Source organism: Roseomonas genomospecies 6, assembly GCF_008365375.1.
Classification (GTDB): domain Bacteria; phylum Pseudomonadota; class Alphaproteobacteria; order Azospirillales; family Azospirillaceae; genus Azospirillum.
The window spans coordinates 1-23,220 of record NZ_QOKW01000042.1 but is presented as its reverse complement, the minus strand read 5'-3'; the positions used below and the strand labels follow the sequence as shown (position 1 = coordinate 23,220).

Annotated in this window: 25 protein-coding genes; 11 read left to right on the top strand and 14 right to left on the bottom strand. The window is 70.2% G+C overall.

Annotation, left to right across the window (positions count from 1 at the left end):
- Positions 1–3 precede the first annotated feature (3 nt).
- Both DS843_RS28730 and fliI read right to left on the bottom strand, forming a co-directional pair.
- The gene (locus tag DS843_RS28730) at positions 4–594 is read right to left on the bottom strand and encodes a hypothetical protein (protein ID WP_149472243.1); all 591 of its coding nucleotides are present in this window, start codon (positions 592–594) and stop codon (positions 4–6) included.
- Positions 591–1,931, bottom strand: a complete 1,341-nt coding sequence (gene fliI, locus DS843_RS28725) for a flagellar protein export ATPase FliI (RefSeq protein WP_149472242.1) — start codon at positions 1,929–1,931, stop codon at positions 591–593. Before fliI ends, DS843_RS28730 begins: the two co-directional genes overlap by 4 nt.
- Before the next feature lie 125 nt (positions 1,932–2,056).
- On the opposite strand from fliI, the gene DS843_RS28720 reads away from it, so the two are divergent.
- The 9 genes from DS843_RS28720 to DS843_RS28680 all read left to right on the top strand — a co-directional run bounded on the left by DS843_RS28720 (position 2,057) and on the right by DS843_RS28680 (position 9,107).
- Positions 2,057–2,449 (top strand): flagellar basal body rod protein FlgB, encoded by a 393-nt coding sequence (locus tag DS843_RS28720; RefSeq protein WP_041814267.1) that lies wholly within the window; start codon positions 2,057–2,059, stop codon positions 2,447–2,449.
- 21 nt (positions 2,450–2,470) lie between these two features.
- Positions 2,471–2,890, top strand: coding sequence for a flagellar basal body rod protein FlgC (gene flgC, locus DS843_RS28715; protein WP_149472241.1), 420 nt, complete (start codon positions 2,471–2,473; stop codon positions 2,888–2,890).
- A 12-nt stretch (positions 2,891–2,902) separates the two neighbouring features.
- Entirely contained in the window at positions 2,903–3,259 is a 357-nt protein-coding gene (gene fliE / locus DS843_RS28710) for a flagellar hook-basal body complex protein FliE (protein WP_149472240.1), read from the top strand.
- Between the two features lie 145 nt (positions 3,260–3,404).
- Positions 3,405–3,671 (top strand): flagellar biosynthesis protein FliQ, encoded by a 267-nt coding sequence (gene fliQ, locus DS843_RS28705; RefSeq protein ID WP_145626159.1) that lies wholly within the window; start codon positions 3,405–3,407, stop codon positions 3,669–3,671.
- Position 3,672: 1 nt separating this feature from the next.
- Positions 3,673–4,431, top strand: a complete 759-nt coding sequence (locus tag DS843_RS28700) for a lysozyme family protein (protein ID WP_149472239.1) — start codon at positions 3,673–3,675, stop codon at positions 4,429–4,431.
- Between the two features lie 70 nt (positions 4,432–4,501).
- Entirely contained in the window at positions 4,502–6,595 is a 2,094-nt protein-coding gene (flhA, locus tag DS843_RS28695; protein ID WP_149472238.1) for a flagellar biosynthesis protein FlhA, read from the top strand.
- 25 nt (positions 6,596–6,620) lie between these two features.
- Entirely contained in the window at positions 6,621–7,379 is a 759-nt protein-coding gene (locus DS843_RS28690; protein ID WP_149472237.1) for a flagellar biosynthetic protein FliR, read from the top strand.
- 10 nt (positions 7,380–7,389) lie between these two features.
- Positions 7,390–8,478, top strand: a complete 1,089-nt coding sequence (gene flhB, locus DS843_RS28685; protein ID WP_149472236.1) for a flagellar biosynthesis protein FlhB — start codon at positions 7,390–7,392, stop codon at positions 8,476–8,478.
- Between the two features lie 89 nt (positions 8,479–8,567).
- Complete coding sequence (locus DS843_RS28680) at positions 8,568–9,107, top strand: hypothetical protein (RefSeq protein ID WP_149472235.1); 540 nt, start codon at positions 8,568–8,570, stop codon at positions 9,105–9,107.
- 19 nt (positions 9,108–9,126) lie between these two features.
- On the opposite strand, the gene DS843_RS28675 is transcribed toward DS843_RS28680, so the two are convergent.
- From DS843_RS28675 to DS843_RS28640, 7 genes are all read right to left on the bottom strand, one after another.
- On the bottom strand, positions 9,127–10,128 hold the full coding sequence (locus DS843_RS28675) for a glycosyltransferase family 9 protein (RefSeq protein ID WP_149472234.1): 1,002 nt from the start codon (positions 10,126–10,128) through the stop codon (positions 9,127–9,129).
- A gap of 252 nt (positions 10,129–10,380) precedes the next feature.
- Positions 10,381–10,908, bottom strand: a complete 528-nt coding sequence (locus DS843_RS28665; protein WP_149472232.1) for a flagellar protein FlgN — start codon at positions 10,906–10,908, stop codon at positions 10,381–10,383.
- Positions 10,905–11,213: a rod-binding protein gene (locus DS843_RS28660; protein WP_149472231.1), complete on the bottom strand. Its 309-nt coding sequence runs from the start codon at positions 11,211–11,213 to the stop codon at positions 10,905–10,907. Before DS843_RS28660 ends, DS843_RS28665 begins: the two co-directional genes overlap by 4 nt.
- Positions 11,214–11,237: 24 nt before the next feature.
- Entirely contained in the window at positions 11,238–12,374 is a 1,137-nt protein-coding gene (locus tag DS843_RS28655) for a flagellar basal body P-ring protein FlgI (RefSeq protein ID WP_286192379.1), read from the bottom strand.
- A gap of 37 nt (positions 12,375–12,411) precedes the next feature.
- Positions 12,412–13,476 (bottom strand): flagellin, encoded by a 1,065-nt coding sequence (locus tag DS843_RS28650; protein WP_149472229.1) that lies wholly within the window; start codon positions 13,474–13,476, stop codon positions 12,412–12,414.
- A gap of 4 nt (positions 13,477–13,480) precedes the next feature.
- Positions 13,481–14,878 carry a flagellar hook-associated protein FlgK gene (flgK, locus tag DS843_RS28645; protein ID WP_149472228.1) on the bottom strand — a complete coding sequence of 466 codons (1,398 nt, stop codon included), beginning with the start codon at positions 14,876–14,878 and terminating at the stop codon, positions 13,481–13,483.
- Between the two features lie 25 nt (positions 14,879–14,903).
- Entirely contained in the window at positions 14,904–16,136 is a 1,233-nt protein-coding gene (locus DS843_RS28640) for a flagellar hook protein FlgE (protein ID WP_149472227.1), read from the bottom strand.
- Positions 16,137–16,434: 298 nt separating this feature from the next.
- Between DS843_RS28640 and DS843_RS28635 the strand changes: the two genes are divergently transcribed.
- Positions 16,435–17,049: a cold-shock protein gene (locus DS843_RS28635; protein WP_149472226.1), complete on the top strand. Its 615-nt coding sequence runs from the start codon at positions 16,435–16,437 to the stop codon at positions 17,047–17,049.
- Positions 17,050–17,101: 52 nt separating this feature from the next.
- Here DS843_RS28635 and DS843_RS28630 read toward each other — a convergent pair whose 3' ends face one another.
- Together DS843_RS28630 and DS843_RS28625 are read right to left on the bottom strand one after the other, a co-directional pair.
- On the bottom strand, positions 17,102–17,425 hold the full coding sequence (locus tag DS843_RS28630) for a hypothetical protein (protein ID WP_149472225.1): 324 nt from the start codon (positions 17,423–17,425) through the stop codon (positions 17,102–17,104).
- A gap of 143 nt (positions 17,426–17,568) precedes the next feature.
- Positions 17,569–18,603: a hypothetical protein gene (locus tag DS843_RS28625; protein ID WP_149472224.1), complete on the bottom strand. Its 1,035-nt coding sequence runs from the start codon at positions 18,601–18,603 to the stop codon at positions 17,569–17,571.
- A gap of 189 nt (positions 18,604–18,792) precedes the next feature.
- Between DS843_RS28625 and DS843_RS28620 the strand changes: the two genes are divergently transcribed.
- Entirely contained in the window at positions 18,793–18,996 is a 204-nt protein-coding gene (locus tag DS843_RS28620; RefSeq protein ID WP_149472223.1) for a hypothetical protein, read from the top strand.
- A 45-nt stretch (positions 18,997–19,041) separates the two neighbouring features.
- On the opposite strand, the gene DS843_RS28615 is transcribed toward DS843_RS28620, so the two are convergent.
- From DS843_RS28615 to DS843_RS28605, 3 genes are all read right to left on the bottom strand, one after another.
- Positions 19,042–21,228 (bottom strand): methyl-accepting chemotaxis protein, encoded by a 2,187-nt coding sequence (locus DS843_RS28615; RefSeq protein ID WP_149472222.1) that lies wholly within the window; start codon positions 21,226–21,228, stop codon positions 19,042–19,044.
- 81 nt (positions 21,229–21,309) lie between these two features.
- Entirely contained in the window at positions 21,310–21,987 is a 678-nt protein-coding gene (locus DS843_RS28610; RefSeq protein ID WP_149472221.1) for a YjbE family putative metal transport protein, read from the bottom strand.
- A gap of 79 nt (positions 21,988–22,066) precedes the next feature.
- On the bottom strand, positions 22,067–23,220 hold a 1,154-nt coding region (locus DS843_RS28605; protein ID WP_149472220.1), incomplete at its 5' end, for a TRAP transporter large permease.

Sequence of the window (23,220 nt, the reverse complement as noted above, 5' to 3'; positions counted from 1 at the left end):
GGGTCAGAGGCGGACGGCGGGGCGGTCCGCCGGCTGGGTGGCGTGCAGTTCGTAGAGCTTCGCCAGGATTTGCGGGGCGGGCTGTTCCGGCTTGGATGACGGCGTTTCCGTCGTGGCGCCCGCGTCCGGCGCCTTGCGCGCGAGCGCTTCCGCCAGCATGGCGGCGGAGGGGGGGGCGGAGGGGCGATGGTTCGCCGATGGCTCCCGCGCCGGACCGGCGAGGAAGGGCAGGGGCGGGGCGGTGGCGGCTGGCGGCTCCGTCTTCGTCTCCGTGCCGCCTTCCGCCAGCGTGACGAGGTGGCCCAGCGGGTCGTCGCCGGTCACCGCCTCGAAGGCGGCCATGGCGGCGCTTCCCAGCAGGCCGATGGGGCCGCCGAACAGGAAGCCGCCGGCCAGCCGCGCCGGCAGGCCGATGCCGTCCCCGGTGGCGTGGCGGTAGATTTGCGACACCCCCGGCAGGTGCTGCAACGGGTTCACCGCGTCCAGCAGGTCCCCGAAATCCAAACTGAGATCCGCCTCTTTCGCGGCACCCGGCTTCGCCGGAACGGTGGTGGGCGAAAGCGCGCGGGCGGCGAGCGCGGTGGCGTCGGTCATGGGGCGGCTCCCGTGGTGGCGGCGAGGATGCGGTCGAGGATGCGGAAGGAGTCGGCGGAGGGGGTGGCGTCGTCCTTGCCCTGGCGCAGGAACTCCTCCAGCGCCGGGTTCAGAGCGACGGCGCCGTCCACCTCCGGGTCGGTGCCCTGCTTGTAGGCGCCGATGCGCACCAGCTCCCGCACATCGTCGTAAGTGGCGGCGAGGCCGCGCGCGCGGCGCAGCAGGGCGTTCTGCTCCGCCGAGTGGCAGCCGGGCAGCAGGCGCGACACGCTGCGCAGCACGTTGACGGCGGGGTAGCGCCCCTGCTCGGCGATGCGGCGGTCCAGAACGACGTGGCCGTCCAGGATGCCGCGCACCGCGTCGGCGATGGGCTCGTCATGGTCGTCGCCGTCCACCAGGACGGTGAAGATGCCGGTGATGTCGCCCTGGCCCTCCCGGCCCGGCCCGGCGCGCTCCATCAGCTTGGGCAGCTCGGAAAAGACGCTGGGCGGGTAGCTCTTGGTCGTCGGCGGCTCCCCGGCGGCCAGCCCGATCTCGCGCTGGGCCATGGCGAAGCGCGTCACGCTGTCGATCAGGCAGAGGACGTGCAGACCACGGTCGCGCAATTCCTCCGCCACGGTCAGGCAGAGATAGGCGGCCTGCCGGCGCATCAGCGGCGGCTCGTCCGAGGTTGCGACGACGACGACGGAGCGGGCGAGGCCGTCCGCCCCCAGATCGTCCTGGATGAACTCCTGCACCTCGCGCCCGCGCTCTCCGACCAACCCGATCACGATGGCGTCGGCCCCGGCGTGGCGCGCGAACATCGACAGCAGCGTCGATTTGCCGACTCCGGACCCCGCGAAGACGCCCATGCGCTGGCCGCGGCAAATGGGCGTGAAGACGTCGATGGCGCGCACGCCGGTGTCCATCTTCGCCCCGACCCGGCGGCGCGCGTAGGCCGGCGGCGGGGCGGCGCGCAGCGGGCGGGCGTGGTGGCCGTTGCGCAAGGGGCCGCGCCCGTCGATGGGCTCCCCCAGCGCGTTGACCACGCGGCCCAGCCAGCCGGGGCCGGGGCGCAGCGTGAAAGCGGTGTCGTCGGTGACCGCGGCGCATCCCTCCGCCACGCCGTCCAGCGTGTCGAAGGCCATCAGCAGCGTGCGGCCCTGGCGGAAGCCGATGGTCTCGCACAGCAGGCGCTGGCCGCGCGCCGTCTCCGCCCAGCATTTGTCGCCCACCGCCAGCACGCGGCGCAGCCCCTCCACCTCCAGCGTCATGCCGGCGGCGCTGCGGATCTCGCCGCGCCAGGATCGGGTCGGCATCCGCTCGATCTCGGACAGAAGGTTGGAAAGCACACGCATCGCCGGGACGTCTCCGCCGTGTCGGAACGGGCCGATCCTGACACGGGGATTTTAAATCCGGTTTTAAACGCGGCGGGTCATCTTGGCCTTGCCTTGCTTTCCGGCTTTGCGATAGGGCCGTTCGAATGGATTTTAGCAATATTTCGGTGTTCCGGCTGACCGGCGCGCGCCTCGATTACTTGGCGGAGCGGCAGAAGCTGATCGCCGCCAACGTCGTCAACGCCAACACGCCCGGCTATCAGCCGAAGGACCTGAAGCCCTTCGCGGCGCTGATGGACGGCCCGCAGACGGTGGCGCCCGCCCTCACCTCGCCCATGCACCTGACCGGCTTCAACCCGTCCGGCGCGGTGCAGGAGGCGCGCAAGCCCGAACAGTGGGAAACCACGCCCGACGGCAACGCCGTGTCGCTGGAGCAGGAGATGACCAAGGGCAGCGAGACGCGCGACGCCTTCGCGCTGACCGCCGGCCTGTTCCAGCGCAACCTGCAAATCCTGCGCGCCGCGTGGCGCGCCGGCTGACGAATTTTCGGAGTCCTTCCCATGCTCACCGATCCCCTGGCCGCGACGTTGCGCATCGCCAGTTCGGGCCTGCAGGCGCAGGGCACCCGGCTGCGCGTGGTCGCCGAGAACATCGCCAATTCCGATTCCACCGCCATGACGGCGGGCGGCGATCCCTACCGCCGCAAGACCGTCTCCTTCGCCACCGCGATGGACCGCGCCGCCGGGTCGGAGATCGTGAAGGTGAAGCAGATCGGGCGCGACCGCAGCGACTTCCAGCTCGTCTACGAGCCCTCGCACCCGGCCGCCGACGAGAAGGGCTACGTCAAGCGCCCGAACGTCCAGCCGCTGATCGAGATGATGGACATGCGCGAGGCCAGCCGGTCCTTCGAGGCGAGCGTCAACGTCATCGAGCAGACGCGCACCATGATGGGCCGCATGATCGACCTTCTGCGCGGCTGAGGAGAGTAGAGCATGATCGAACCCATCGGCCGCGCCGCCGCCGCCTACGGCCTTCACCGCGCCCCCCTGGCCCAGCCGTCGCCCGCCGCGTCGCTCGCAACGCCTCCTGCGTCCGTGGCTTCGCCGTCCGCCGAGACGGCGGGTGCGGCGGAGAGCAGCTTCGGCGCCTTCCTCGACCGTCAGGTGTCGCAGGCGGTGGAGACGCTGAACGAGGGCGAGCGCATGTCCGTCGCCGCCGTCGCCGGCAAGGCCGGCACGCACGAGGTCGTGCGCTCCGTGCTCGCCGCCGAGATGACCGTGCAGACGGTCGTGTCGATCCGCGACCGCATGGTGCAGGCGTATCAGGACGTCATGCGGATGGCGATTTGAGCGCTTTCGTTGGGACTTCTTGCCCCCACCCCGGCCCTCCCCCGCTGGGCGGGGGAGGGTGCCTTATGCGAAGCGGCGACAGTTCCCTCCCCCGCCCAGCGGGGGAGGGTTAGGGTGGGGGCAAAGGCTCCCCAGGAGAACCCCCATGAACGAAGCCGACGTGCTGGAAGTCCTGCGCACGGGCATCTGGACGATGCTGCTGATCGCCGCCCCGCCGCTGGTCATCGCGGTTCTTGTGGGTGTGGCGATCTCGCTGATCCAGGCGCTGACCCAGGTGCAGGAGATGACGCTGACCTTCGTGCCGAAGATCGTCGCCATCCTGGTCACCACGGTGCTGGCGCTGCCCTTCATGTACGGCGCGCTCACCACCTACGCCGACCGGCTGGGCAGCCTGATCGTCGCGGTGCGGTGACATGCGCCGGCTGGCCGGATTGGCGGCGCTGCTCCTGGCCGGAACCGCTGTCGCGGCGGAGGTGAAGCCGCCCGCGGCGCAGATCGGCACATGGTCCACCGCCCTCTACGCGCCGCGCGTCCTGCCCGCCCGCAGCCTGCCGCCGGAGGCCGCCTGCATCGACGCCATCCTGGCGGCGGAGCGCGAGGCGGGGGTGACCGACCATATGCTGCTCGCCATGGGCTTCACCGAGGCCGGGCGGATGACCGCCGACCGGCTGTTCACCGTCTGGCCCTGGACCGTCAACACCGAAGGCGCTTCCCATTACTTCCCGACGCGGGAGGAGGCCATGGCCTTCGTGCGCGCGGCGCAGGCGCGGGGCACGCGCTCCATCGACGTGGGCTGTCTTCAGGTGAACCTGAAATGGCACCCCGACGCCTTTCCCGATCTGGAGACCGCCTTCGATCCGCGCGCCAACGCCCGCTACGCCGCGCGGTTCCTGGGCGACCTGCACCGCGCGCAGGGATCGCTGGACGCCGCCATCGCCCGCTACCACTCCGCCCAGTCGGAGCGGGGGGCGGCCTACCGCGAGCGGGTCGGCGGCAACCGGCGCTGGGTGGCGGGCGCCATGGATTACCTGAAGACGCTGGCCGCTGGTCCGCAGGTGGCCGCACCCGGTGCGCTGCCCGCCTGGGGCCGGGCGGAGCTTGGCCGCTTGTCCTTCCTGTCCAGCCTCTACGCGAACGCGGCGGTGAAGCCGCTGCTGCCGGCGGCGGAGTAGCGCAGACGTAAAAGCCGGTTTTACCGCGGGGCGCTAGCGTATCGACGGTGCAGCACCCGGGAGTTCCAGCATGAGTTTCACGGATACCGTCCGGAACCGGATGACCAGCCTCGGCGACGCCGGGCTGGCGAACCGCGACGTGCTGTTCGCCCTGGGCATCGTGCTGGTGCTGACCGTGCTGTTCCTGCCGGTGCCGACCTGGTTCCTCGATCTCGGGCTGGCCCTGTCTCTGGCGGTCAGCGTGCTGATCCTGATGGTCTCGCTGTGGATCGGCAAGCCGTTGGATTTCTCGTCCTTTCCGACCGTGCTGCTGGTCGTCACGGTGCTGCGGCTGGCGCTGAACATCGCGTCCACCCGCCTGATCCTCAGCCACGGGCACACCGGCCCGTCCGCCGCAGGCCATGTGATCGAGGGCTTCAGCCAGTTCATCATGGGCGGCAACTTCGTGATCGGCGTGGTGATCTTCGCGATCCTGATCGTCATCAACTTCGTGGTCATCACCAAGGGCGCTTCCCGCATCGCGGAGGTGGGCGCGCGCTTCACGCTGGATGCCATTCCCGGCAAACAGATGGCCATCGACGCCGACCTGTCCGCCGGCATGATCGACGACGTCGAGGCCCGCCGCCGCCGCAAGGAGCTGGAGGACGAAAGCACCTTCTTCGGCGCCATGGACGGCGCGTCGAAGTTCGTGCGCGGCGACGCGGTGGCCGGACTGGTCATCACCGCCATCAACGTGCTGGGCGGCATGGCCATCGGCATGGCGCAGCAGGGCATGTCCTTCGAATCCGCGGCGTCGGTCTACACCATCCTGACGGTGGGCGACGGTCTGGCGACGCAGATCCCGGCGCTGGTCGTGTCGCTGGCCGCCGGCCTGCTGGTGACCAAGGGCGGCAACGTCGGCTCCGCCGATCAGGCGGTGCTCGCCCAGCTCGGCGGCTATCCCAAGGCGCTGATGGTGGCGGGCGGGCTGCTCTGCACGCTGGGCGTGACGCCGGGCCTGCCCGCCGTCCCCTTCGTCCTGCTGGGCGGCGGCTTCGGAACGGCGGGCTGGTACGCGATGCGCGGCAAGATGCGCCGCGCCGCGCTGGCCCGGCTGGAGGAGAGCCGCAAGGCCCCCACGGCCCCCGCCGAGGAGTCGGTGGAGGACATGCTGAAGGTGGACGAGGTGAAGGTGGAGGTCGGCAACCACCTCGTCCCGCTGATCCTCAACAAGAACGGGCCGCTGACGGGCAAGGTGAAGACGCTGCGCAAGCGCTTCGCCAAGGAGTTCGGCTTCATCCTGCCGTCGGTGCGCATCAAGGACAGCAGCTTCCTGCCGCCCAAGGGCTACGTCGTCAGCGTGATGGGCGTCGAGGTGGCGAGCGGCGAGGTGCGGCCCAAGCAACTCCTCGCCATCGACCCGTCCGGCGGGGCGGCCCCCGACCTGCCCGGCGAGGCGACGCGGGAGCCGACCTTCAACCTCCAGGCCCGCTGGATCGACCCGGCCCGCCACGAGGAGGCCATCGCCAAGGGCTACACGGTGGTGGACCCGGAAAGCGTCATCACCACCCATCTGACCGAGGTCATCAAGGACCACCTCTCCACCCTGCTGACCTTCGCCGCGGTGCAGAAGCTGCTGGACGGGCTGGGGCGGGAGTACCAGAAGCTGATTTCCGACATGGTGCCGTCGCGCATCTCGCTGGTGGTGGTGCAGCGCGTGCTCCAGGCGCTGCTGGCGGAGCGGGTGTCGATCCGCAACCTGCCCGCCATCGTCGAGGCCATCGCCGAGGCGGTGAACTGGACGCGCAACATCACGCTGGTGACGGAGCATGTGCGGGCGCGGCTGGGCCAGCAGATTTGCCAGTCGCTGACGGCACCCGACGGCTTCGTTCCGGTCATCGTCCTCACCCCACGCTGGGAGCAGGCGCTCCAGCAGAGCATCGTGGCGGACGGCGAGGACCGCCGCTTCGCCATGCCGCCGACCCAGGTGCAGGAGTTCCTGACCGCGCTGCGCATCACCATCCAGAAGCACGCCACGCCGCAGGTCTGGCCGGCGTTGCTGGTCGGCGCGGAGGTGCGGCCCTTCGTGCGCTCCCTGCTGGAGCGGGTCAGCCCGATGACCCCGGTCATCAGCCACGCGGAATTGCACCGCAAGGTGTCCGTCAAAACGATCGATCAGGTGTGAAGGGCCGGGAAGGAAAAGAACAGTGATGGACACGCTCGCCGACCTGCTCAGCCTGGAGGTCTACCGCGCCTTCCTGGTCTTCGCGCGCGTCGCCGCGGCGGTCAGCCTGCTGCCGGGCTTCGGGGAGCTGGCGGTGCCGCCGCGCGTCCGGCTGTGCATCGCGATTCCCGTGGCGTTGGCGCTGACCCCGACGGTGCCCGGCCTGCCGGACCGGCTGCCGCCCGACGCCGCCGTGATGCTAGAGCAGATCTTCGCGGAGACGGTGGCCGGCGCCTTCCTCGGGCTGGGGGCGAAGCTGTTCCTGGCGTCGCTTCAGGTCGCCGGAAACATCGCCGCGCAGGCGATGGGCCTCGCCAACCCTTTCGGCACCGACGCGGCGGGGTTCGAAAGCGGGTCGATCCTGTCGGGCACGCTGGTGATCTCGGGGCTGGCGCTGCTGTTCGCGCTCGACCTGCATTACCTGATGATCGACGCGCTGGTGCGCTCCTACGGAAGCTGGCCGGCGGCGACGCTGCCCGATCCCGGCATGGTGGCGGGGCGCTATGCCCAGCTTGTCGGCGGGACTTTCCGGCTGGGGGTGCAGATGGCGGCACCCTTCCTGGTCTTCGGCATGATCGCCAACATGGCGCTGGCCCTGGTGAACCGCGTGATGCCCTCGATGCCCGTCTATTTCGTCGCGACACCGGCGATGGTCGGCGGCGGGATGCTGGTCTTCCTGGTGACGGCGGGCGCCATGGTCACCGCGGCCTTGGCCGGCATGGCCGGCTGGCTTGGCGGGCGGTGAGGAGGCGGCGATGTCCGACGACCAGGACCAGGAGCAGAAAACCGAGGAGCCGACCGAGAAACGCCTGCGCGAGGCGATGGAGAAGGGCGACGTCCCCCGCGCCCGCGACGTCGGGCTTGCCGCCACCATGGCGGCGGCCTGGCTGATCGCCGCGGCGGGCGGGCCGCTCGCCGCCTCCCGCATCGCCGAGGTGCTTCTGCCGCTGATCGAGAATCCGAACGACATCCGGCTCGACGGCGGTCCCTACGACGTGATGAACAGCCTGCGCTGGCTGATCGGCGGGGTGGCGGTGGCGATGATGCCGGTGCTGGGGCTGCTGGTCGGCGGGGCGGTGGTGTCGGCGGTGGGGCAGGGGCCGCTGCTGGCGGCGAGCGACCGCATCCGGCCCAAGCTGTCGCACCTGTCGCCGCTCAGCGGTTGGCGCCGCATCTTCTCGCGGCAGGCTTTGGTCGAGTTCGTGAAGAGTCTCGTGAAACTGGCGATCATCGCCTGCGCCGTCTGGTTCGCCGTGGCGCCCTACATCGATTGGACGGAGGGGATCGTGGGCATGGATGTTGCGGCGCTTCCCGACCTGCTGCGGGATTTGACCCTGCGGCTGCTTCTGGCCGTCCTTCTGGCGACGGTGGTGATGGCCGCCGTGGACGTGCTGTGGAACCGGCTGGAATGGCGGCGCCGCCTGCGCATGACCTTCCAGGAGCTGAAGGACGAGTTCAAGCAGACGGAGGGCGACCCCCATCTGAAGGCGCGGCTGCGCGAGATCCGGCGCGACCGCTCGAAGCGCCGCATGATGGCGAACGTGCCGCGCGCCACGGTGGTCATCGCCAACCCGACCCACTTCGCGGTGGCGCTGGAGTACGACCGCTCGAAGATGCCGGCGCCGGTCTGCCTCGCCAAGGGGGCCGACCTCGTGGCGCTGCGCATCCGCGCGGTGGCGGAGGAGAACGGTGTGCCGGTGATCGAGAATCCGCCGCTGGCCCGCGCCCTCTACGCCGCGTCGGAGGTGGATGCGGTGATCCCGCTTCAGCACTATCAGGCGGTGGCGGAGGTGATGATGTATGTGCTGCGGCTGAAGAACGGGGGATCGGCGCAGCGGGCGTGAGGATGCGCCAAAATTCGGCTTAATGTCTTTTCAACGGGTTTGGCGGTAGACGAAAGGTCTCTCTCCACCTTTCGCGGCGCAATACGGCGATGAGTGACGGCGACGACCTGTTCGAGTTGTACCGCTCCGACCGCGCCGCCTCCGGCGCGCCGAAGGGGGAGGCGCTGGCCGCCGCGCTGGCCGACAATGTGCGGCGCAGCTTCGCCGAGATGGACCGGCTGGTGGCCGAGGTGACCCAGGCGCTGGCTCAGGCGCGCTACGCGCTGCGCCTCGCCCCCGCGGTGGTGGACCGCGGCGCCTATGTCCAGCACGACCGCTCGTCCGAAAGCTTCCGCGACTACCTGCGCCTGTGGAGCCACCGCCGCGCCGAGGCGGGCGGCGGCGGGATGCATTGGGAAGCGAAGATCCTGGTCACCGACAGCCGCCGCCGCGCGGCGGAGATCGGGCTGGGCGTCGCCGTGGAATGGCCGACCGGCGACGCCGGGGCCGATTGCGCCTTCGTGGAGTTCTGGACGACCGGCCAGGGCGTGACCCTGCCCTCCGAGGGCCGCAATTTCCAGCGCGCCCTGGTCGCCTGCCTGCGGCGGTTGGAAGAGGCGGGGGAGATTGCCCCCGCCGTCAAGCGTTGAAGGCTTGAAGCGCTGACCGTCACGGACGGATCAGCGCCTCGACCTCCCGGATCGCGGCGTCGGCGGGGATGCGCTCCATCTCGCGCCCGCCAAAGGCGGAGGCCGTCAGCACGGCGCCGCGCGTCACCTTGGGGCGCAGCTTCTCCGCGATGGTCGGGCCGTAGAGGGTCAGCAGAGGCACGTCGGCAAGACCGAACAGATGGCTGGTCCCGCTGTCGTTGGCGACCGCCGCCGCGCAGCGCCGCGTCAGCGCGATGGTGCGCACCGGGGAGTAGCGGGGCTCGTCCAGGTCGGTGTCCTGGAGGGGGAACCGCGCCTGCGGCACGGCGGCGCGCAGGTCCGGCAGCCAGTCCAGCTCCGCCGGGCCGAGGATGAAGACCGGCACCCGCCCGTTGTCCACCTGCGCGCGGGCCAGTTCCGCGAAGCGGTCCAGCGGCCAGCATTTCACCCGCTTGCCCGCCCCCGGCGCCAGCGCGACGTAGACCGGCCCGTCCGGCAGAAGCGCGCGCGCCTCGGCCTCCGCCTCCGCCGGAATGGGGACGGCCATGTCCAGCGGGGGGCGGCGTCCGCCGGCCACCTCCAGCAGGTCGAACAGACGGTCCAGCACATGCCGCGGCTCCTTGTAGCCGGGCGGCGGGCGGCGGTCCGACAGGCGGTAGCCGGCGCAGGCCGAGACGAACAGGTCGTGCTTCAACCGCCGCGCCAGCAGCGTCCGCCAGGGCAGCGCCTGGGTGTCCAGCACCAGAGAGAAGCGCTCCTTGATGGGCATGGGCTTCAGCAGGCCGAGCGGGCTGCGCCCGATGCCGGTGTCGGCGCGGAACTCGTCGATCAGCCCGTCCATCATCGGGCGCAGGGTGGTCGCCAGATGGGTTCCTTCGGTGGTGATCCAGACGATCCGGTGGTCCGGGAACAGCCCCCGCAGGGCGCGCACGAAGGGAATCTTGATGAGCGCGTCGCCGATCAGTTCGCCATGGGTGAAGACGGCGAGCGACGGGCGTCCGGCGCTGTCGGTTGCGGGCATGCGGGAGCCTCGGGAGGATGCGGCCAAGCGGGATGGCGGACTATAGCGGCCCGCGTCCGGCGGCGGAACCCTCCGTAGCCATGGCCTTTCAATCCCCTCTCCCGCCCCGGGAGAGGGGAGGGGCCCACGCGAAGCGTGGGAAGGGTGAGGGTACCGCCGAGGATCAGCGCCATGATCCTTGGACTACCCTCACCCGGCGCCTTCGGCGCCACCCTCTCCCGGGGCGGGAGAGGGAACGTTGCGTCGGCCGCCCTAAAGCTCCGCGTTCAGGCCCGACGCCGACAGCTCGACCGGGCGCACGGCGTGGCCGGAGGGGGCGTAGAGGCCGTCGCTGGCCGCCTTCTCCAGCGCGACCAGAAGGCTGCGGTTGATCGACAGCACGGCCTTGCGCATGGCGACCAGCCCCGCCGCGTTCTCGTTGATGGCGCGGTCCAGCCGCTCCACCCGCTCCAGGATCATCGCGCGCAGGTCGTCGTTCAGCCGTAAGGTGCCCGATTGCGCCTGGGCCATGATGCCGTTCAGGCGGTCGGCCATGGCCTGCTTGCGCCGGGCGAAGCCCTCCAACCCCTCCAACTCGCCAGCGGCGAGCGCCGCCGTCTCCTCGTCCAGAAGGGCGCTCAGCTCCGCCACCGTGTCGAGGAACTCCGTCATGACGACGGCGGTCGGTCCGTCGGCCAGCGCGGGGATTTCCGGTTCCGGCGCGGCGATGGCGGCGGCTTCCTCGACCGGCTTGGCGTCGGGGGCGAATTCGCGGATCAGGTCCTTGAAACGGCGGCTCATCCTTCGGTTCCTTCCGCGCTTTGGCCGTAGAGGCGGGCGACGTCGGCCTGGACCATGCGGCCGATGCCCAGCGTGCCGGCCTCCGCGATGGCCTTGCCGTATTCCTGGAGCATGAAGCTCCGCCACGTCCGCTCGCCCTCGCCGCCGCCGAAGGCGTTGCCGGTTTCCACCCCGGCGAACATGGATTCCAGCATCTGCCCGACCATCAGCGCCTCGAACTCCTGACCGGCCTTCTCGGCGGCGGCGAGGTCCGGGGCGGCGGGTTTCGCGGCGGGGGCGGTCGTGGAAAGGGGGGAGATGTCCATCGCGTCGTCGTCCAGCCCGAGTTGTCAGATGATTTCCAGATCGGCGTGCAGGGCGCCCGCCGCCTTGATCGCCTGGAGGATGGCGACCATGTCGCGCGGCCCGACGCCCAGCGCGTTCAGCCCGTTGACGAGCTGTTGCAGGCTGACGTTGCCGCCGATGGTCACGAACTGCCGCCCGTTGCCCTCCTGCACCTGCACGTCGGTGCGCGGCACCACCACGGTCTGCCCGTCGGAGAAGGGCTGCGGCTGCGACACCTGGGGCGTCTCCACCACGCGGACGGTCAGGTTGCCCTGGGTGATGGCGACGCGGCTGATGCGCACGTCGTCGCCGATGACCACGGTGCCGCTGCGCTCGTCCACCACCACCCGCGCGATGCCGTCCGGGCGCACGGTGAGCTGCTCGATGTCGCCGATCAGCCGGGCGACCGCGCCGGTGTAGCGGGGCGGGATGCGCACATCGACGGTGGTCGAGTCCAGCACATGAACGGCGTTGCTTCCCAGCCGCGCGGCCACCGCGTCGGCGATGCGGTTGGCGGTGGTGAAGTCCGGGTTGCGCAGCGCCATGCGCACGCCGGTCGTCTCGTCCAGCGCGAATTTCAGCTCCCGCTCCACGATGGCGCCGTTGGCGATGCGGGCGCTGGTCGGCACGCCCTTGGTGACGTTGGCGGCCACCCCGCCCGCGGAAAAGCCGCTGACCGACAGCGACCCCTGCGCCACCGCGTAGGCCTGCCCGTCGGCGCCCAGCAGCGGCGTGACCAGCAGCGTGCCGCCCAGCAGGCTGGTGGCGTCGCCCAGGGCCGACACGGTGATGTCGATGGTCGTGCCCTGGCGGGCGAAGGGCGGCAGCGAGGCCGTGACCATCACCGCCGCGGCGTTGCGGGTGCGCAGCACCTCGTCGCGGGTGTTGATGCCCAACCGTTCCAGCATGCCCTTCAGGCTCTGCTCGGTGAAGGGCGTGTTGATGAGCCGGTCGCCCGAGCCGTTCAGCCCGACCACGAGTCCGTAGCCGATGAGCTGGTTGCGGCGCACCCCGTCGAAGGTGACGAGGTCCTTCACCCGCGTCTGGGCCAGCCCCTCCTCCGCCACGGCGGCGGCGGCCAGCAGGCAGGCCATGGCCAGCGCCAAGGCGCGGAAGGTGCGGCGGATCGGGCCGTGCGTCATCAGACCGTCTTTCATCGTCCCGTGGGAAGGGAGCTTCCTACAGGTAATTGGTGAGGCTCATCCGGGCGATGCGGGCGGTGGCCGCCGCGGTCGCCTCGATCTGCACTTCGAGCTGGTTCATGCGCAGGCTGGCCTCCGCCGGATCGACACTTTCCATCGCGTCGAGCTGGTCGTTGAGGATGCGGAGCTGCGTGGTGTGCATCGCCGCGATGTCGTCGAGCTGCGCGCGGTGGATGCCCAACTGCGCGGTGGCGTCGCGCACCCCCTCGATGCCGCCCGACACCTTGGCGACCGCCGCCTCCATGTAGGGCTTGTAGGCGTCCAGCGGCAGTTGGCTGGTGTCCAGGCTGGCCAGCATGTAGAGGCCCTGGAGCAGGTCCCGCATGGCCGGGTCGTTGGCCTGGATGCCGTAGGGGATCTCGGTCGTGCGGTCGGGGCGGGCGCTGAGGCGCGGCGCGGTCGAGGGCGCCCCCAGATAGAACCCGCCCTCGAAGCCGAGCGGCGAGGCCGACGGTGCGGCGAACAGGTCGTCCAGAGCCGCCACGGCGGCGGCGGTCTCGGCCGGAGTCTGCGGCGACGAGGTGCCCCCGGTGGCCGCCGCGATGGCGTCCTGCACGATCTGGATGGGGGAGGGCAGGCCGGAGTCGTCACCCTGCACGGCGCGCATGGGGGCGGCCTTCACCTCCACCCCGCCGAACAGGTAGCCGTTGCCGGAGGAGGCGTTCAGCATCCCCACCACCTGCTCCAGCATGGCGCGCGCCCGCACCTGGAGCGAGCTGCCGGTGGGCGAGGGCTGGCCCAGCCCGACCGAGGCGGCGGCCAGAACGTCCTGCCCGGCGGACAGGATGTTGGTCAGAGCGCTGTCCATGGTGCCCAGCCGGCCTTGCAGCAGGGCGGTGGATTTCAGGGCCTGGTCGGTCTCGTCATACAGGTTGCGCAGCGCGATGGCCTGGCCCGTGCGTGCGCCCAGCGCCTTGGCGACGTCGAAATGCTTGCCGCTGGCGATCTCGTCGTTGTTGCGCAGCCGTTCGAGCTGAAGCTCGGTGTTGGCGGTCTGGAGGCGTTTGCTGAGGCCGAGGGTGGAGACGGCGTTGTAGAGCATGGCGTCAGTTCCGGATCTGGAGCAGCGTGTCGAGCATCCGCCCGGCGGCCTGGAGCACCTGGGCGCTGGCGCCGTAGCTCTGCTCGATCAGCAGCAGCTTCTGCATTTCGTCGTCCACATTCACGCCATCGCGGTTGAGCCGCGCCGATTGCAGCGCGTCGGCGCCGATCTTGCGGGTCTTCATCTCGGACTCGGCGGTGGTGCGGTAGCCCTGCTGGGTGGACACCATGCCGGTGGCGTAGTCGCCCAGCGTGGCCGAGGCCGGCAGGTCGGGGCCGCCGAAGCTGCGGGCCGTGGAGAAGGCGTTCAGGAAGCGGTCGATCTGCGTGGTGTCGCCCGGCGCCAGGGGCGCGCCCGCCTGCACGCCGCTCTGCACCATCCAGGGATTGCCCCGCACGGCGCCGTTGACGGCGATGCGCGAGGCCAGCCCTTCCACCGTGCTGAAGGTGGCGCCGGAATCGGTGAACAGGCCGATCGTGCCGGGGCCGCCTTCCGCATCCTGGAACTGCCGGACGATGCCCGCCGCCAGCTCGTCCAACTGGGCAAGCGCCCGCGGCATGTCCTGATGGACTGTCTGGACGTAGCCCATGATGCGCCCGCTCTGGATGTCCTGGTCCGGGTTGGCGGACAGGACCTTCCCGCCGGCCACCAGATCGCCCCCCACCAGTTGAAGCGGCTGGGCGCCCGCTGGCAGTTCGCGGTCGAGCAGCGTCTGGCCGTTGCGGGTCATCACCACCACCTCCCCGCTTTCGCGGGTGTGGGTGCGGATGCCGATCTCCTCCGACACCCGGTCGAGCAGCCGGTCGCGCTCGTCCATCAGATCGCCGGTTTCGGCGCCCCTGGCCTTCTGGGAGGCGATGGAGCCGTTCAGCTCCCCGATGCGGACCAGAGCGCGGTTCACCTCGTCGACCGAGGACTGGAGCCGCGCCTTGGCGTCGTTCCGCACGGTGACGGCGGCGGATGCCGTGTCGTGCAGGCGGCGCACCAGCGATTCCGCGGAATCCACGACGGCGGAGCGCGCCGCCTCGTTGTCCGACTGGTTGCGGAGCTGGCTGAAGGACTGCTGGAGCTTCGCCAGCGCGGTGGAGACGGACCGCTCGTCCTGCGGCTGGCCCAGCGCCGTGGCGTAATCGGCCAGCGCGGAGGCGCGGGTTTCCTGCGCGGTGTAGCGGCTCTGCTCGAACCGGGCGTCGCGGATCAGGAACTCGTCCACGCTGCGCAGCACGCCGTCCACGCGCACGCCCTGGCCGCGCCCGCCGCTGATCGCGGTGGAGACGGCCAGATCCTTGCGGACGAAGCCCGCGGTGGTGGCGTTGGTGATGTTGTGCGACACCAGCGCGGCTTGCTGCTGGGTCGCGCGCAGCCCGGACAGGGCGGCGCTGAGGGCCAGTTGGAGGCTCATGGCGGGCTATCCCCTTTCCCGTCCGTCAGCGCTTCAGGCGGGTGGTCTCGTCCACCATCTCGTCGGCGGTGCGCACCAGCGTGGCGTTGGAGGAATAGGCGCGCTGCGTCTCGATCAGCGACACCAGCTCCTCCGCGATGTCCACGTTCGACTGCTCCAGCGCGTAGCCGGCGACCGAGCCCGCGGTGCCGCTGTTGCCGTTGCTCAGCGTCATCGTGCCGGCGTCGATGCCCAGCGTGTAGGTGTTGCCGCCCTGCGGGACCAGCCCGCCGGGGTTCACCACGTCGGCGACCGGCACCTGATAGAGCGGCTGGCGCGCGCCGTTGTCGTAGACGGCCCACAGCGTGCCCGCCTTGTCGATGTCCACCGTGCTGACCCGGCCCGCGCGGGCGCCGTCGCCCATGAATTGCGGCACGTAATCGCCGTTGAGCTGCGTCAGGTTGCCGATGGACACGGCGACGGTGTCCGGCGTCGGGTTGGCCGGGGAGGTCAGCGTGACCTGGGGCAGCGCGCCCGACGGCAGGCCGGCGTTGGCGCCCGTGGTGTCGAAGGTGACGGTGTTGGTGGACAGGGCGGCGGTGTAGCCGTTGGGCGGCGTGACCGACAGCGTCCATTCGTTCGGGTTGGCCGTCTTCGTCCAGGTCATCGTGACGTCGAGCGGGTTGCCGAGCCCGTCATAGAGGCTGGTCGAGGTGTCGAAGCTGGTGCCGGGGGTGGCCTGGGCCGGAAGATTGCCGGAGAAGCTCATCTGGGACGTCTTGCTGCCGCCATATGCCAGCCCGGCGATGGAGACGGCGCTCAGCCCGTCGAAGCTGCTGCGGTTCACCGCGGGCAGGCTGCCGTCGGGACCCAGCTTCCACGCCTGGAGATACTGGCCGGCGCTGTTGCGCAGAAAGCCCTGGTCGTCGGGCAGGAAGCTGCCGGCGCGGGTCAGCGCGTAGCCGGGCGTGGTTCCGCCGCTGCCCGCGTTGTCGGCGACGACGAAGAAGCCGCGCCCCTCGATGGCCATGTCGGTGGCGGACTGGGTGCCCTGGATGGTCCCGTCCTTCAGCACCTGATAATGCACGTTCGAGCGCACGCCCCCGGCGGAATAGTTCGTCGTCGAGCCGGAGGAGGTCATCAGCGTCGAGAAGTCCACCGCCGCGCGCTTGTAGCCGATGGTGGCGGAATTGCTGATGTTGTCCGAAATGGCGGCCATCCGCGAGCTTTGCGCGGACATGCCGCTCACACCGGACCGCATGGCGCTGAACAGGCTCATCGGGAGATCCTCATCTCAAGTCGGTTGGACCGAAGGCAAGCCACGGGATTCTCCGCGATGGACTTTGAAAGGGAGAGTACAGGGGCGTTTTTAAAGTGGATTTAAAGAGCGTTTTCGGGCGTTTACTTAAAATTTTCCGCTCTTTTCCATGAGGGCCGTCTGGCGGCGGCGCCCTTCCCGGAGAGACGGGGGGAAACAGAAATGCGATTGCGGGGCCGGCGAATGGATGCCGCATTGCGCGGAACGTCGAATCCGGTCACTGTTGGACCGGTTGTCCTCCATCCATCGAGTGTCCAGAGTGAGCGAAGAGCAAAAGCAGCAGGTTACGGCGGTCGTCAAATGGTACAAGGCCGACAAGGGCTTCGGCTTCGTCCGCTTCGCCGACGGAAGCGGTGAGGCGTTTCTGCATTCCCGGGTTCTCGCCTCGCTGGGCGAGGTGTCGCTGACCGAGGGCACCGGCCTGGTCTGCGACATTGCCGAGACCCCGAAGGGGCCGCAGGTCGTGGCCATCCATTCCATCACCCCCGCCGACCCGGCGGAGGTCAAGGCGGCCCGTGCGCCGAAGCAGCGTCGGCAGCGCCAGACCGAAGTGGGCGATCCCCAGGCCGTCCGCCCGGTCCAGGCCCCCGGCCCGGCCCGCGAGCCCAAGCCGCGGCGCGCGGAGCGGTCGGCTCCGGCCCTGATGCCGGTGGCCTCCGGTGAAATGATCTACGGCACCGTGCGCTGGTACAATCTGGACAGCCAGTCGGGCCTGATCGACCCGTGGGACGACGAGACGGGCATCGGCGTCTATTTCGACCGCGCCATCCTGCGCCAGTCGGGGCTGGAGGTGGTTGCGGACGGCGAAGACGTGCGCTTCGTCGCCGTGTCGGGCGACGGCGGGCCGACCGCCCTGCGCGTCGAACTGGTGTAGAACCTTTGCCGCCGGGTTGCCCGCCCGGCGGCGCCCTTGACGGGGTGTGCCGTTAACGGGGAGTGAAAGTCCGCGACGGGCGGCGTTCCACGACCACCGGAGGCCGCTGGTCCATCCCACCGGAGGAGCGGGACGGGTAGTGGCCGCGGGATTCGGAGGATTCGATCCGCCCGGCGGCCTCCCGCACCTCGAAGATGCGGCGTTCGACCGGCAGGCTTTCCGCCAGGACGATGACCGTGTTGAGCGAGATCCGGTCGATCGTCGGCTCCATCCGGTCGGCGCGCAGCCGGCCGGCCTGCACAAGCTCCTCCACCTCGGCTTCCGAGCACTTCAGCCAGGCCGCCGCCTCGGCGATGGAGAGTGACTGGTCGCGCATCGAAGAAGCTCCAAGACTGGGGTGGGGACAGGAAACCGGCTCGTGAATACCGGCTCGTGAATAGGGGTGTACCCGATTTCCGCGCCGAACAACAGGGTGGCGAAGGGGCGACCGGCGGCAAGATGCCGCTCGCGCCGCCCTTCCTACTCTTTCGTGACGGTCCGGCAGCGCTGCTGGAGCAGGGCGACGGCCTGGGCGGCCTGATCGCCCTGAAGGGCGAAGGCCCGCTCGTCCAGCAGATTTCCGTCGGCGCCGAAGGCGCGGACGAACAGGCCGTGCGCGGTGCTGGTCACCGCCGCGTCGACCACGGCGTCCGCCGTCTCGTCGCTCGCCACGTCGATGAAGGAGGCGAGTTCCGCCAACTCGCCGCCGTCCGTCCAATCCGCCTCGGCGATCAGGTCCAGCAGGTCGTTCAACCCGCCCGCCGGTTCGCAGCGCTGGACGCGCGGGTCGGCGCCCTGGATGGCCGCCGTGAAGCGGGTCAGCGCCTCGCGGATTCGGGTTTCCTCCGCGGGATCGAGTTCCGGCTCCCCGTCCTCGCCGATGCGGGCCAGCCCCAGGAAATCGGGAACGGCCTCCTCGGCGGCGGTCTCGACGGCTTCCGCCTCCTCCTCGATCAGCCCGACGACGCCGACCAGTCGGGTGCCCGCGTCCGCCGGATCGGCCAGCAGGTCGCCGTCCCGGACGAAGCGCAGGGCCTCCTCGGTCGACTCCAGCATGCGCAGCAGCAGGGTGCGCCGGTCGGCGGCCTCCAGATAGACCAGCGCTTCCGGGTCCAGCCAGACCGGCAGCAGGCGCGTGTCGGCGGCGGTCTCCAGCAGGCCGGTGGAGTCCAGCGCCTCTTCGATGGCCTTCGCCGCGGGCGGCTGCGACAGGTCGCCGGACACCTCCACCGCCAGCCAGAAGAGGGTGGCGATCATGTCGTCACCCTGGGAGTCGGTGCGGCGGACGGATTCGGCGATGGTCTCCACCTCGTCCAGGAATTCCGGCTGCTCTTCCTCGTGCAGCTTGTTCAGCGCCGCCTCCAGCACCGCCTGGCGGCCCGCGTCCAGCGTCTCGTCGAGCAACTCGTCGAAGCGCCGGTCGCTGTTGCGCCAATAGCGGACCAGGCGGTCCGCCGGCGTGCCCGCGAACGTACCGGACGCCGGCTTGCTCCGTCCGTTGCCTGTCTTTGCCATGCTGCCTCTCCTGACTGGTCCTCCGGCGCCGGGGGCGCGGGGGCGACGATATGGGCAGTGACCGTAGTGGCCGAGGGCCGCGCTGGCAAGCCGCCTGTCATACCGTCGTCTTTCGCGTCCAGGCCACTCGACAGCGGCGCCCGTCCTGCGGCAGGCTGATGCCCGCAACCACAGCCGGAGGCCATGCCCGTGACGAAGCGCGATGAGACGGAGACCATGCTGGCGGACCTGCGCCAGGGCTTCGGCGTGGCCTCGAACGGAGAGCTTCTGCATCTGCTCGCCGCGCTGGGGCGGGTCGTGCTGGACGAATCCAGCCGCGACGAGCGCGGCCGCCGCGTGCTGAAGATCGTCGGCAAGGGCGGGCGCGAACGCCAGATCGTGATTTCGGAGTAAAAGGGAGGCGCCCTTCCCCGGAATACCCGGGGAAGGGCGTCTTCATCAGCTCGCGCGGACGCGCTGGAGGAAGCCGGACAGCTCGCGGTTCAGCGCGTTGGCGCCGTCGGCGAGGTCGTGGGCCTTGTCGAGGAGCGTGCGGGCGGCGGTGCCGCTGCGGTCGGCGGCGGCGTTGACCCCGGCGATGGTCTGCGTCACCTCGGTGGTGCCCAGCGCCGCCTGATGGACGTTGCGGGCGATCTCCTTGGTCGCGGCGCTCTGCTCCTCCACCGCCGCGGCGACGGTGGCGCCGATGGTGCCGACGCGGGTGACCACCTGGACGACAGCCTGGATTTCCTGCACGGCCTCGCTGGTCGCGCTCTGGATGCCGGCGGCCTGGGCGGCGATCTCGCCGGTGGCGCGGGCGGTCTGGGCGGCCAGGGCCTTCACCTCGTTGGCGACGACGGCGAAGCCCTTGCCGGCCTCTCCGGCGCGGGCGGCCTCGATGGTGGCGTTCAGCGCCAGCAGGTTGGTCTGGCTGGCGATGTCGTTGATGAGATCGACCACGCGCCCGATGTTCTGCACGGAGTCCGCCAGCCCGCCGATCTGCCCGTTGGCGCGCTCGGCCAGTTCCATCGCCTCGCGGACGATGGTGGTGGATTCGGAGATCTGGCGGGTGATCTCCTCGATGGAGCTGGTGAGCTGCTCCGATGCGGCGGCGACCGTCTCCACGTTGGCCGAGGTCTGCTCGGTCGCGGCGGCGACGCTGGTGGCGAGGCGGTTGGTCTCCTCCGCCGTGGCCGACATGCTGCGGGCGCTCTCCTCCATCGCCGTGGATTCCGTCACGAAACGGCTGACCACGGTGCCCACCGCCCCCTCGAAGCTGCTGGCGATCTCCTCCAGGGAGCGCTTGCGGTCCTCCTCGGCGCGGCGCGCGGATTCGATCTGTTCGGCCTCCAGCCGGCGCTTGGCGGCGGCGTTCTCGCGGAAGACCTCCACCGTGCGGGCCATGGCGGTGATCTCGTCGCGGCCTCCCGAAGCAACCGTCACGTCCAGATCGCCGGCGGCGATCCGCTCCATCCCGCCCTGGAGGGCGAGCAGGCGGCGCACCACCATCCGGCGCACGAAGACCAGGACCACCAGCGCCGACAGAAGCAGGCTGACCGCGCCGACCCCGATCTGAAGGACCGTGCCGTTGAACAGGGCCTTCTCGCTCTCCTCGGCGGCGGTGGCGATGGCCTCCTCCTGCGTGTGGACGAGGTTCCGCACCGTCATGGACAGCGTTTCGGACAGGGTCAGGTTGGCGGTCAGCAGGTCGCGCTGCCCTTTCAGGATTTCCAGTTCGGCCAGCCGGGTCGGGATCAGCCCCTCCGCGTCGACCGAGAGCGTTTCGATGGCCTTCAGGGGCTCCGCCATCGCCTCGCGCGACGGCTCGGGCAGGCGTCCGGCGTTGGCGCCGAGGGTGGCCAGGAGGATGCGGGTCTGCGCCTCGATGACCGACAGCCGGTTCTCGTCGGCGCTGGCGGCGGCTTCGGTCAGCAGGGCGCGGAGGGTGTTGGCGCCGTCGTCGATGGCGCGGACGACGGCCAGCCGCGCTTCGGTCTCGAAATACTCCCCGCCGGCCTTCAGCCGCTCCTCCGGGGGACGGCTGTCGTCCCGGAAGGCGGCGCGCTGCATGTCCACCTCGCTGCTGTGGATCGACTTCCAGGGCGCCGCGAGCTGCGACAGGCGCCGCGTGGCCACGGTCACCTGCTCCAGCAGCGCGGCGCGGCGGTCGCTCAGCCCGATGCGCTGGTCCGCCGCCTGATCGAGCAGCGTGACGTTGGCGAGCAGGGCCTGCGCGGCCTCGCCGGCGGCGGCGGTATCGGACACTTCACCGGCGTTGGCGCTGTTGCGCTCCAGCTCGGTCAGATCGCGCAGTTCACTTTCGAAGTTGTGCCGCTCCATGGCGATGCGCGCCGCCAGGTCCGCCTTTTCCTCCTTGCTGGAGACGGAGCGGTAGGCGGGGGCCAGCGCGTCGATGCGGCCCGCGTGCTGGGCCGCGCGCAGGGCGCCGACCGCGGACGGCACGGCTTCCGCGGTGATGACCTGCAGCGTCCGGCCGAAACCGGCGTAGCCGGTCAGCGCCACCCCCACGGCGGCCAGCGTGCAGCACATGACGGCGCCGACGCCGGTGAACAGGCGGCCCTGCACGCCACCCAGCCGGCTTGGGCGCACCGGCCCCTCCTGGCTTGTCTTCATCGGTTTGGACATCTTGAACCTTCCCCAACGGCGGTCTTGTTTCACTTTGCGCCGCCGCGCGCCGTCCGCGGCGGGCTTCAGCCCTTCTTCCTGTCAGCCGAGCCAGGCCGTGTGGGCCAGAACCTCGTTCGAGCCTCGCCAGACCATGTCGAGCGCAACATAAGTGATGATCGCAAGACCGATCCAACCAATCCAGCGATGTTTGTGAAGCACACGCGCGATTACGTTGGCAGCCGCCCCCATCAGCGCCACCGAAAGCAGCAGGCCGAGCACCAGCACGGTCGGATGCTCCTTGGCGGCGCCGGCCACCGCCAGCACATTGTCGAGCGACATCGACACGTCGGCCACCACGATCTGCCAGACGGCGGCGCCCACGGCCGCGGTGCCGACGGCGGCGACCGCCGCATCGCCGCCGATGGAGGCGGTTCCCGGAAGAATGTCGGGGGCGTCCAGCGCCTCCTCCGGCGTGATCTCCTCGGCGCCGCCGGAGCGCAGTTCGCGGAACATCTTCCAGCAGACCCACAGCAGCAGCACGCCGCCGGCCAGCGTCAGGCCGATGATGGCGAGAAGCTGGGTGGTCATCAGCGCGAAGATGATGCGCAGACCGATGGCCGCGCTGATGCCCCACAGGATGACCTTGCGCCGCTGCTCCGCGGGGACGGCGGCGGCGGCCATGCCGACCACGATGGCGTTGTCGCCGGCCAGCACCAAGTCGATGGCCACCACCTGCCCGAGAGCGACGAGTTCCGGCCAAAGTTCAGCGGACAGCATGATTGGTCTCCATTGCAGCGGGGCGCCCGGTGATCCGAGCGCCCCGCGATGTCCAGTGTGTGCGGTTGGGGGCGCCCGGTCAGCGCATGAGGAGATGGGGCAACCAGAGGGAGAAGGTGGGGACGTAGGTGACGAGGAGGAGTGTGACGAACAGCGCGCCGTAGAAGGGTGTGATGGAGCGCATGACCTGCCCGACGGAGACCTCGCCGATGGCGCAGCCGATGAACTGGGTGGTGCCGACCGGCGGGGTGTTCAGGCCGAGCGCGCAGTTGATCAGCATGACGATGCCGAACTGCACCGGGTCCATGCCGTACTGCATGGCGATGGGCAGGAAGATCGGCGTGCAGATCAGGATCGTGCTGGCCATGTCCATGAAGGTGCCGAGCAGGAACAGGATGATGTTGATCAGCAGGAAGATGACCAGCGGGTTGGAGGAGATGCCGGCCATCAGCTCGCCGGTGATCTCGGCCACCTGATACAGCCCCATGATGTACTGGAACATCGTGGAGACGCCGATCAGCAGCAGCACCACGCCGGTGGTCTTGACCGTCTTGGCGGCGGCGGCCAGGAAATGCTCCCAGGTCAGGGTGCGGTAGACGAAGGTGGTCAGCAGCAGCGCGTAGATCACCGCGATGGAGGCGGACTCGGTGGCGGTGAAGACGCCCGACGTGATGCCGGCCAGGATGATCACGACGATCAGCAGGCCCGGGGCGGCGGCGGCGAAGGAGCGGCCCAGGATGGCCCAGCCGGGGAAGGTGCCGGCGGGATAGCCGCGGCGCACCGCGACGTAGTAGGCGGCCCCCAGGTTGCAGAGCATGAGCAGCAGGGCGGGGACGATGCCGGCGGCGATCAGCGCGCCGATGGAGGCTTTGCCGCCGGCGGCCAGCGCGTAGATGATCATGTTGTGGCTGGTCGGCATCAGCGCGCCGACGAGGGCGGCGTGGGTGGTGACGTTGACGGCGTAGTCGGCGTGGTAGCCCTCGCGCTTCATCATCGGGATCATCACGGCGCCCATGGCCGAGACGTCGGCGACGGGGGAGCCGGCGACGCCGCCGAACAGGGTGCAGGCCACCACGTTGGACATGCCCAGGCCGCCGCGGATGTGACCGACCATGTTCTTGGCGGTGGCGACGATCTTGTCGGCGACGCCGCCGTGGAGCATCAGCTCGCCGGAGAAGACGAAGAAGGGGATGGCGAGGAAGGAGAAGACGTTCATGCCGGACATCATCTGCT

What these genes read in the sequence shown, in the direction of transcription:
- fliQ (WP_145626159.1), top strand. Translation starts at nt 3,405, where the DNA reads ATGAACGAAGCCGACGTGCTGGAAGTCCTGCGCACGGGCATCTGGACG.
- DS843_RS28730 (WP_149472243.1), bottom strand. Translation starts at nt 594, where the DNA reads ATGACCGACGCCACCGCGCTCGCCGCCCGCGCGCTTTCGCCCACCACC.
- DS843_RS28640 (WP_149472227.1), bottom strand. Translation starts at nt 16,136, where the DNA reads ATGAGCCTGTTCAGCGCCATGCGGTCCGGTGTGAGCGGCATGTCCGCG.
- flgC (WP_149472241.1), top strand. Translation starts at nt 2,471, where the DNA reads ATGCTCACCGATCCCCTGGCCGCGACGTTGCGCATCGCCAGTTCGGGC.
- flhA (WP_149472238.1), top strand. Translation starts at nt 4,502, where the DNA reads ATGAGTTTCACGGATACCGTCCGGAACCGGATGACCAGCCTCGGCGAC.
- DS843_RS28650 (WP_149472229.1), bottom strand. Translation starts at nt 13,476, where the DNA reads ATGCTCTACAACGCCGTCTCCACCCTCGGCCTCAGCAAACGCCTCCAG.
- DS843_RS28610 (WP_149472221.1), bottom strand. Translation starts at nt 21,987, where the DNA reads ATGCTGTCCGCTGAACTTTGGCCGGAACTCGTCGCTCTCGGGCAGGTG.
- DS843_RS28630 (WP_149472225.1), bottom strand. Translation starts at nt 17,425, where the DNA reads ATGCGCGACCAGTCACTCTCCATCGCCGAGGCGGCGGCCTGGCTGAAG.
- DS843_RS28675 (WP_149472234.1), bottom strand. Translation starts at nt 10,128, where the DNA reads ATGCCCGCAACCGACAGCGCCGGACGCCCGTCGCTCGCCGTCTTCACC.
- DS843_RS28660 (WP_149472231.1), bottom strand. Translation starts at nt 11,213, where the DNA reads ATGGACATCTCCCCCCTTTCCACGACCGCCCCCGCCGCGAAACCCGCC.
- flgK (WP_149472228.1), bottom strand. Translation starts at nt 14,878, where the DNA reads ATGAGCCTCCAACTGGCCCTCAGCGCCGCCCTGTCCGGGCTGCGCGCG.
- DS843_RS28655 (WP_286192379.1), bottom strand. Translation starts at nt 12,374, where the DNA reads ATGACGCACGGCCCGATCCGCCGCACCTTCCGCGCCTTGGCGCTGGCC.
- DS843_RS28625 (WP_149472224.1), bottom strand. Translation starts at nt 18,603, where the DNA reads ATGGCAAAGACAGGCAACGGACGGAGCAAGCCGGCGTCCGGTACGTTC.
- DS843_RS28690 (WP_149472237.1), top strand. Translation starts at nt 6,621, where the DNA reads ATGGACACGCTCGCCGACCTGCTCAGCCTGGAGGTCTACCGCGCCTTC.
- fliI (WP_149472242.1), bottom strand. Translation starts at nt 1,931, where the DNA reads ATGCGTGTGCTTTCCAACCTTCTGTCCGAGATCGAGCGGATGCCGACC.
- DS843_RS28700 (WP_149472239.1), top strand. Translation starts at nt 3,673, where the DNA reads ATGCGCCGGCTGGCCGGATTGGCGGCGCTGCTCCTGGCCGGAACCGCT.
- DS843_RS28665 (WP_149472232.1), bottom strand. Translation starts at nt 10,908, where the DNA reads ATGAGCCGCCGTTTCAAGGACCTGATCCGCGAATTCGCCCCCGACGCC.
- fliE (WP_149472240.1), top strand. Translation starts at nt 2,903, where the DNA reads ATGATCGAACCCATCGGCCGCGCCGCCGCCGCCTACGGCCTTCACCGC.
- flhB (WP_149472236.1), top strand. Translation starts at nt 7,390, where the DNA reads ATGTCCGACGACCAGGACCAGGAGCAGAAAACCGAGGAGCCGACCGAG.
- DS843_RS28680 (WP_149472235.1), top strand. Translation starts at nt 8,568, where the DNA reads ATGAGTGACGGCGACGACCTGTTCGAGTTGTACCGCTCCGACCGCGCC.
- DS843_RS28720 (WP_041814267.1), top strand. Translation starts at nt 2,057, where the DNA reads ATGGATTTTAGCAATATTTCGGTGTTCCGGCTGACCGGCGCGCGCCTC.
- DS843_RS28615 (WP_149472222.1), bottom strand. Translation starts at nt 21,228, where the DNA reads ATGTCCAAACCGATGAAGACAAGCCAGGAGGGGCCGGTGCGCCCAAGC.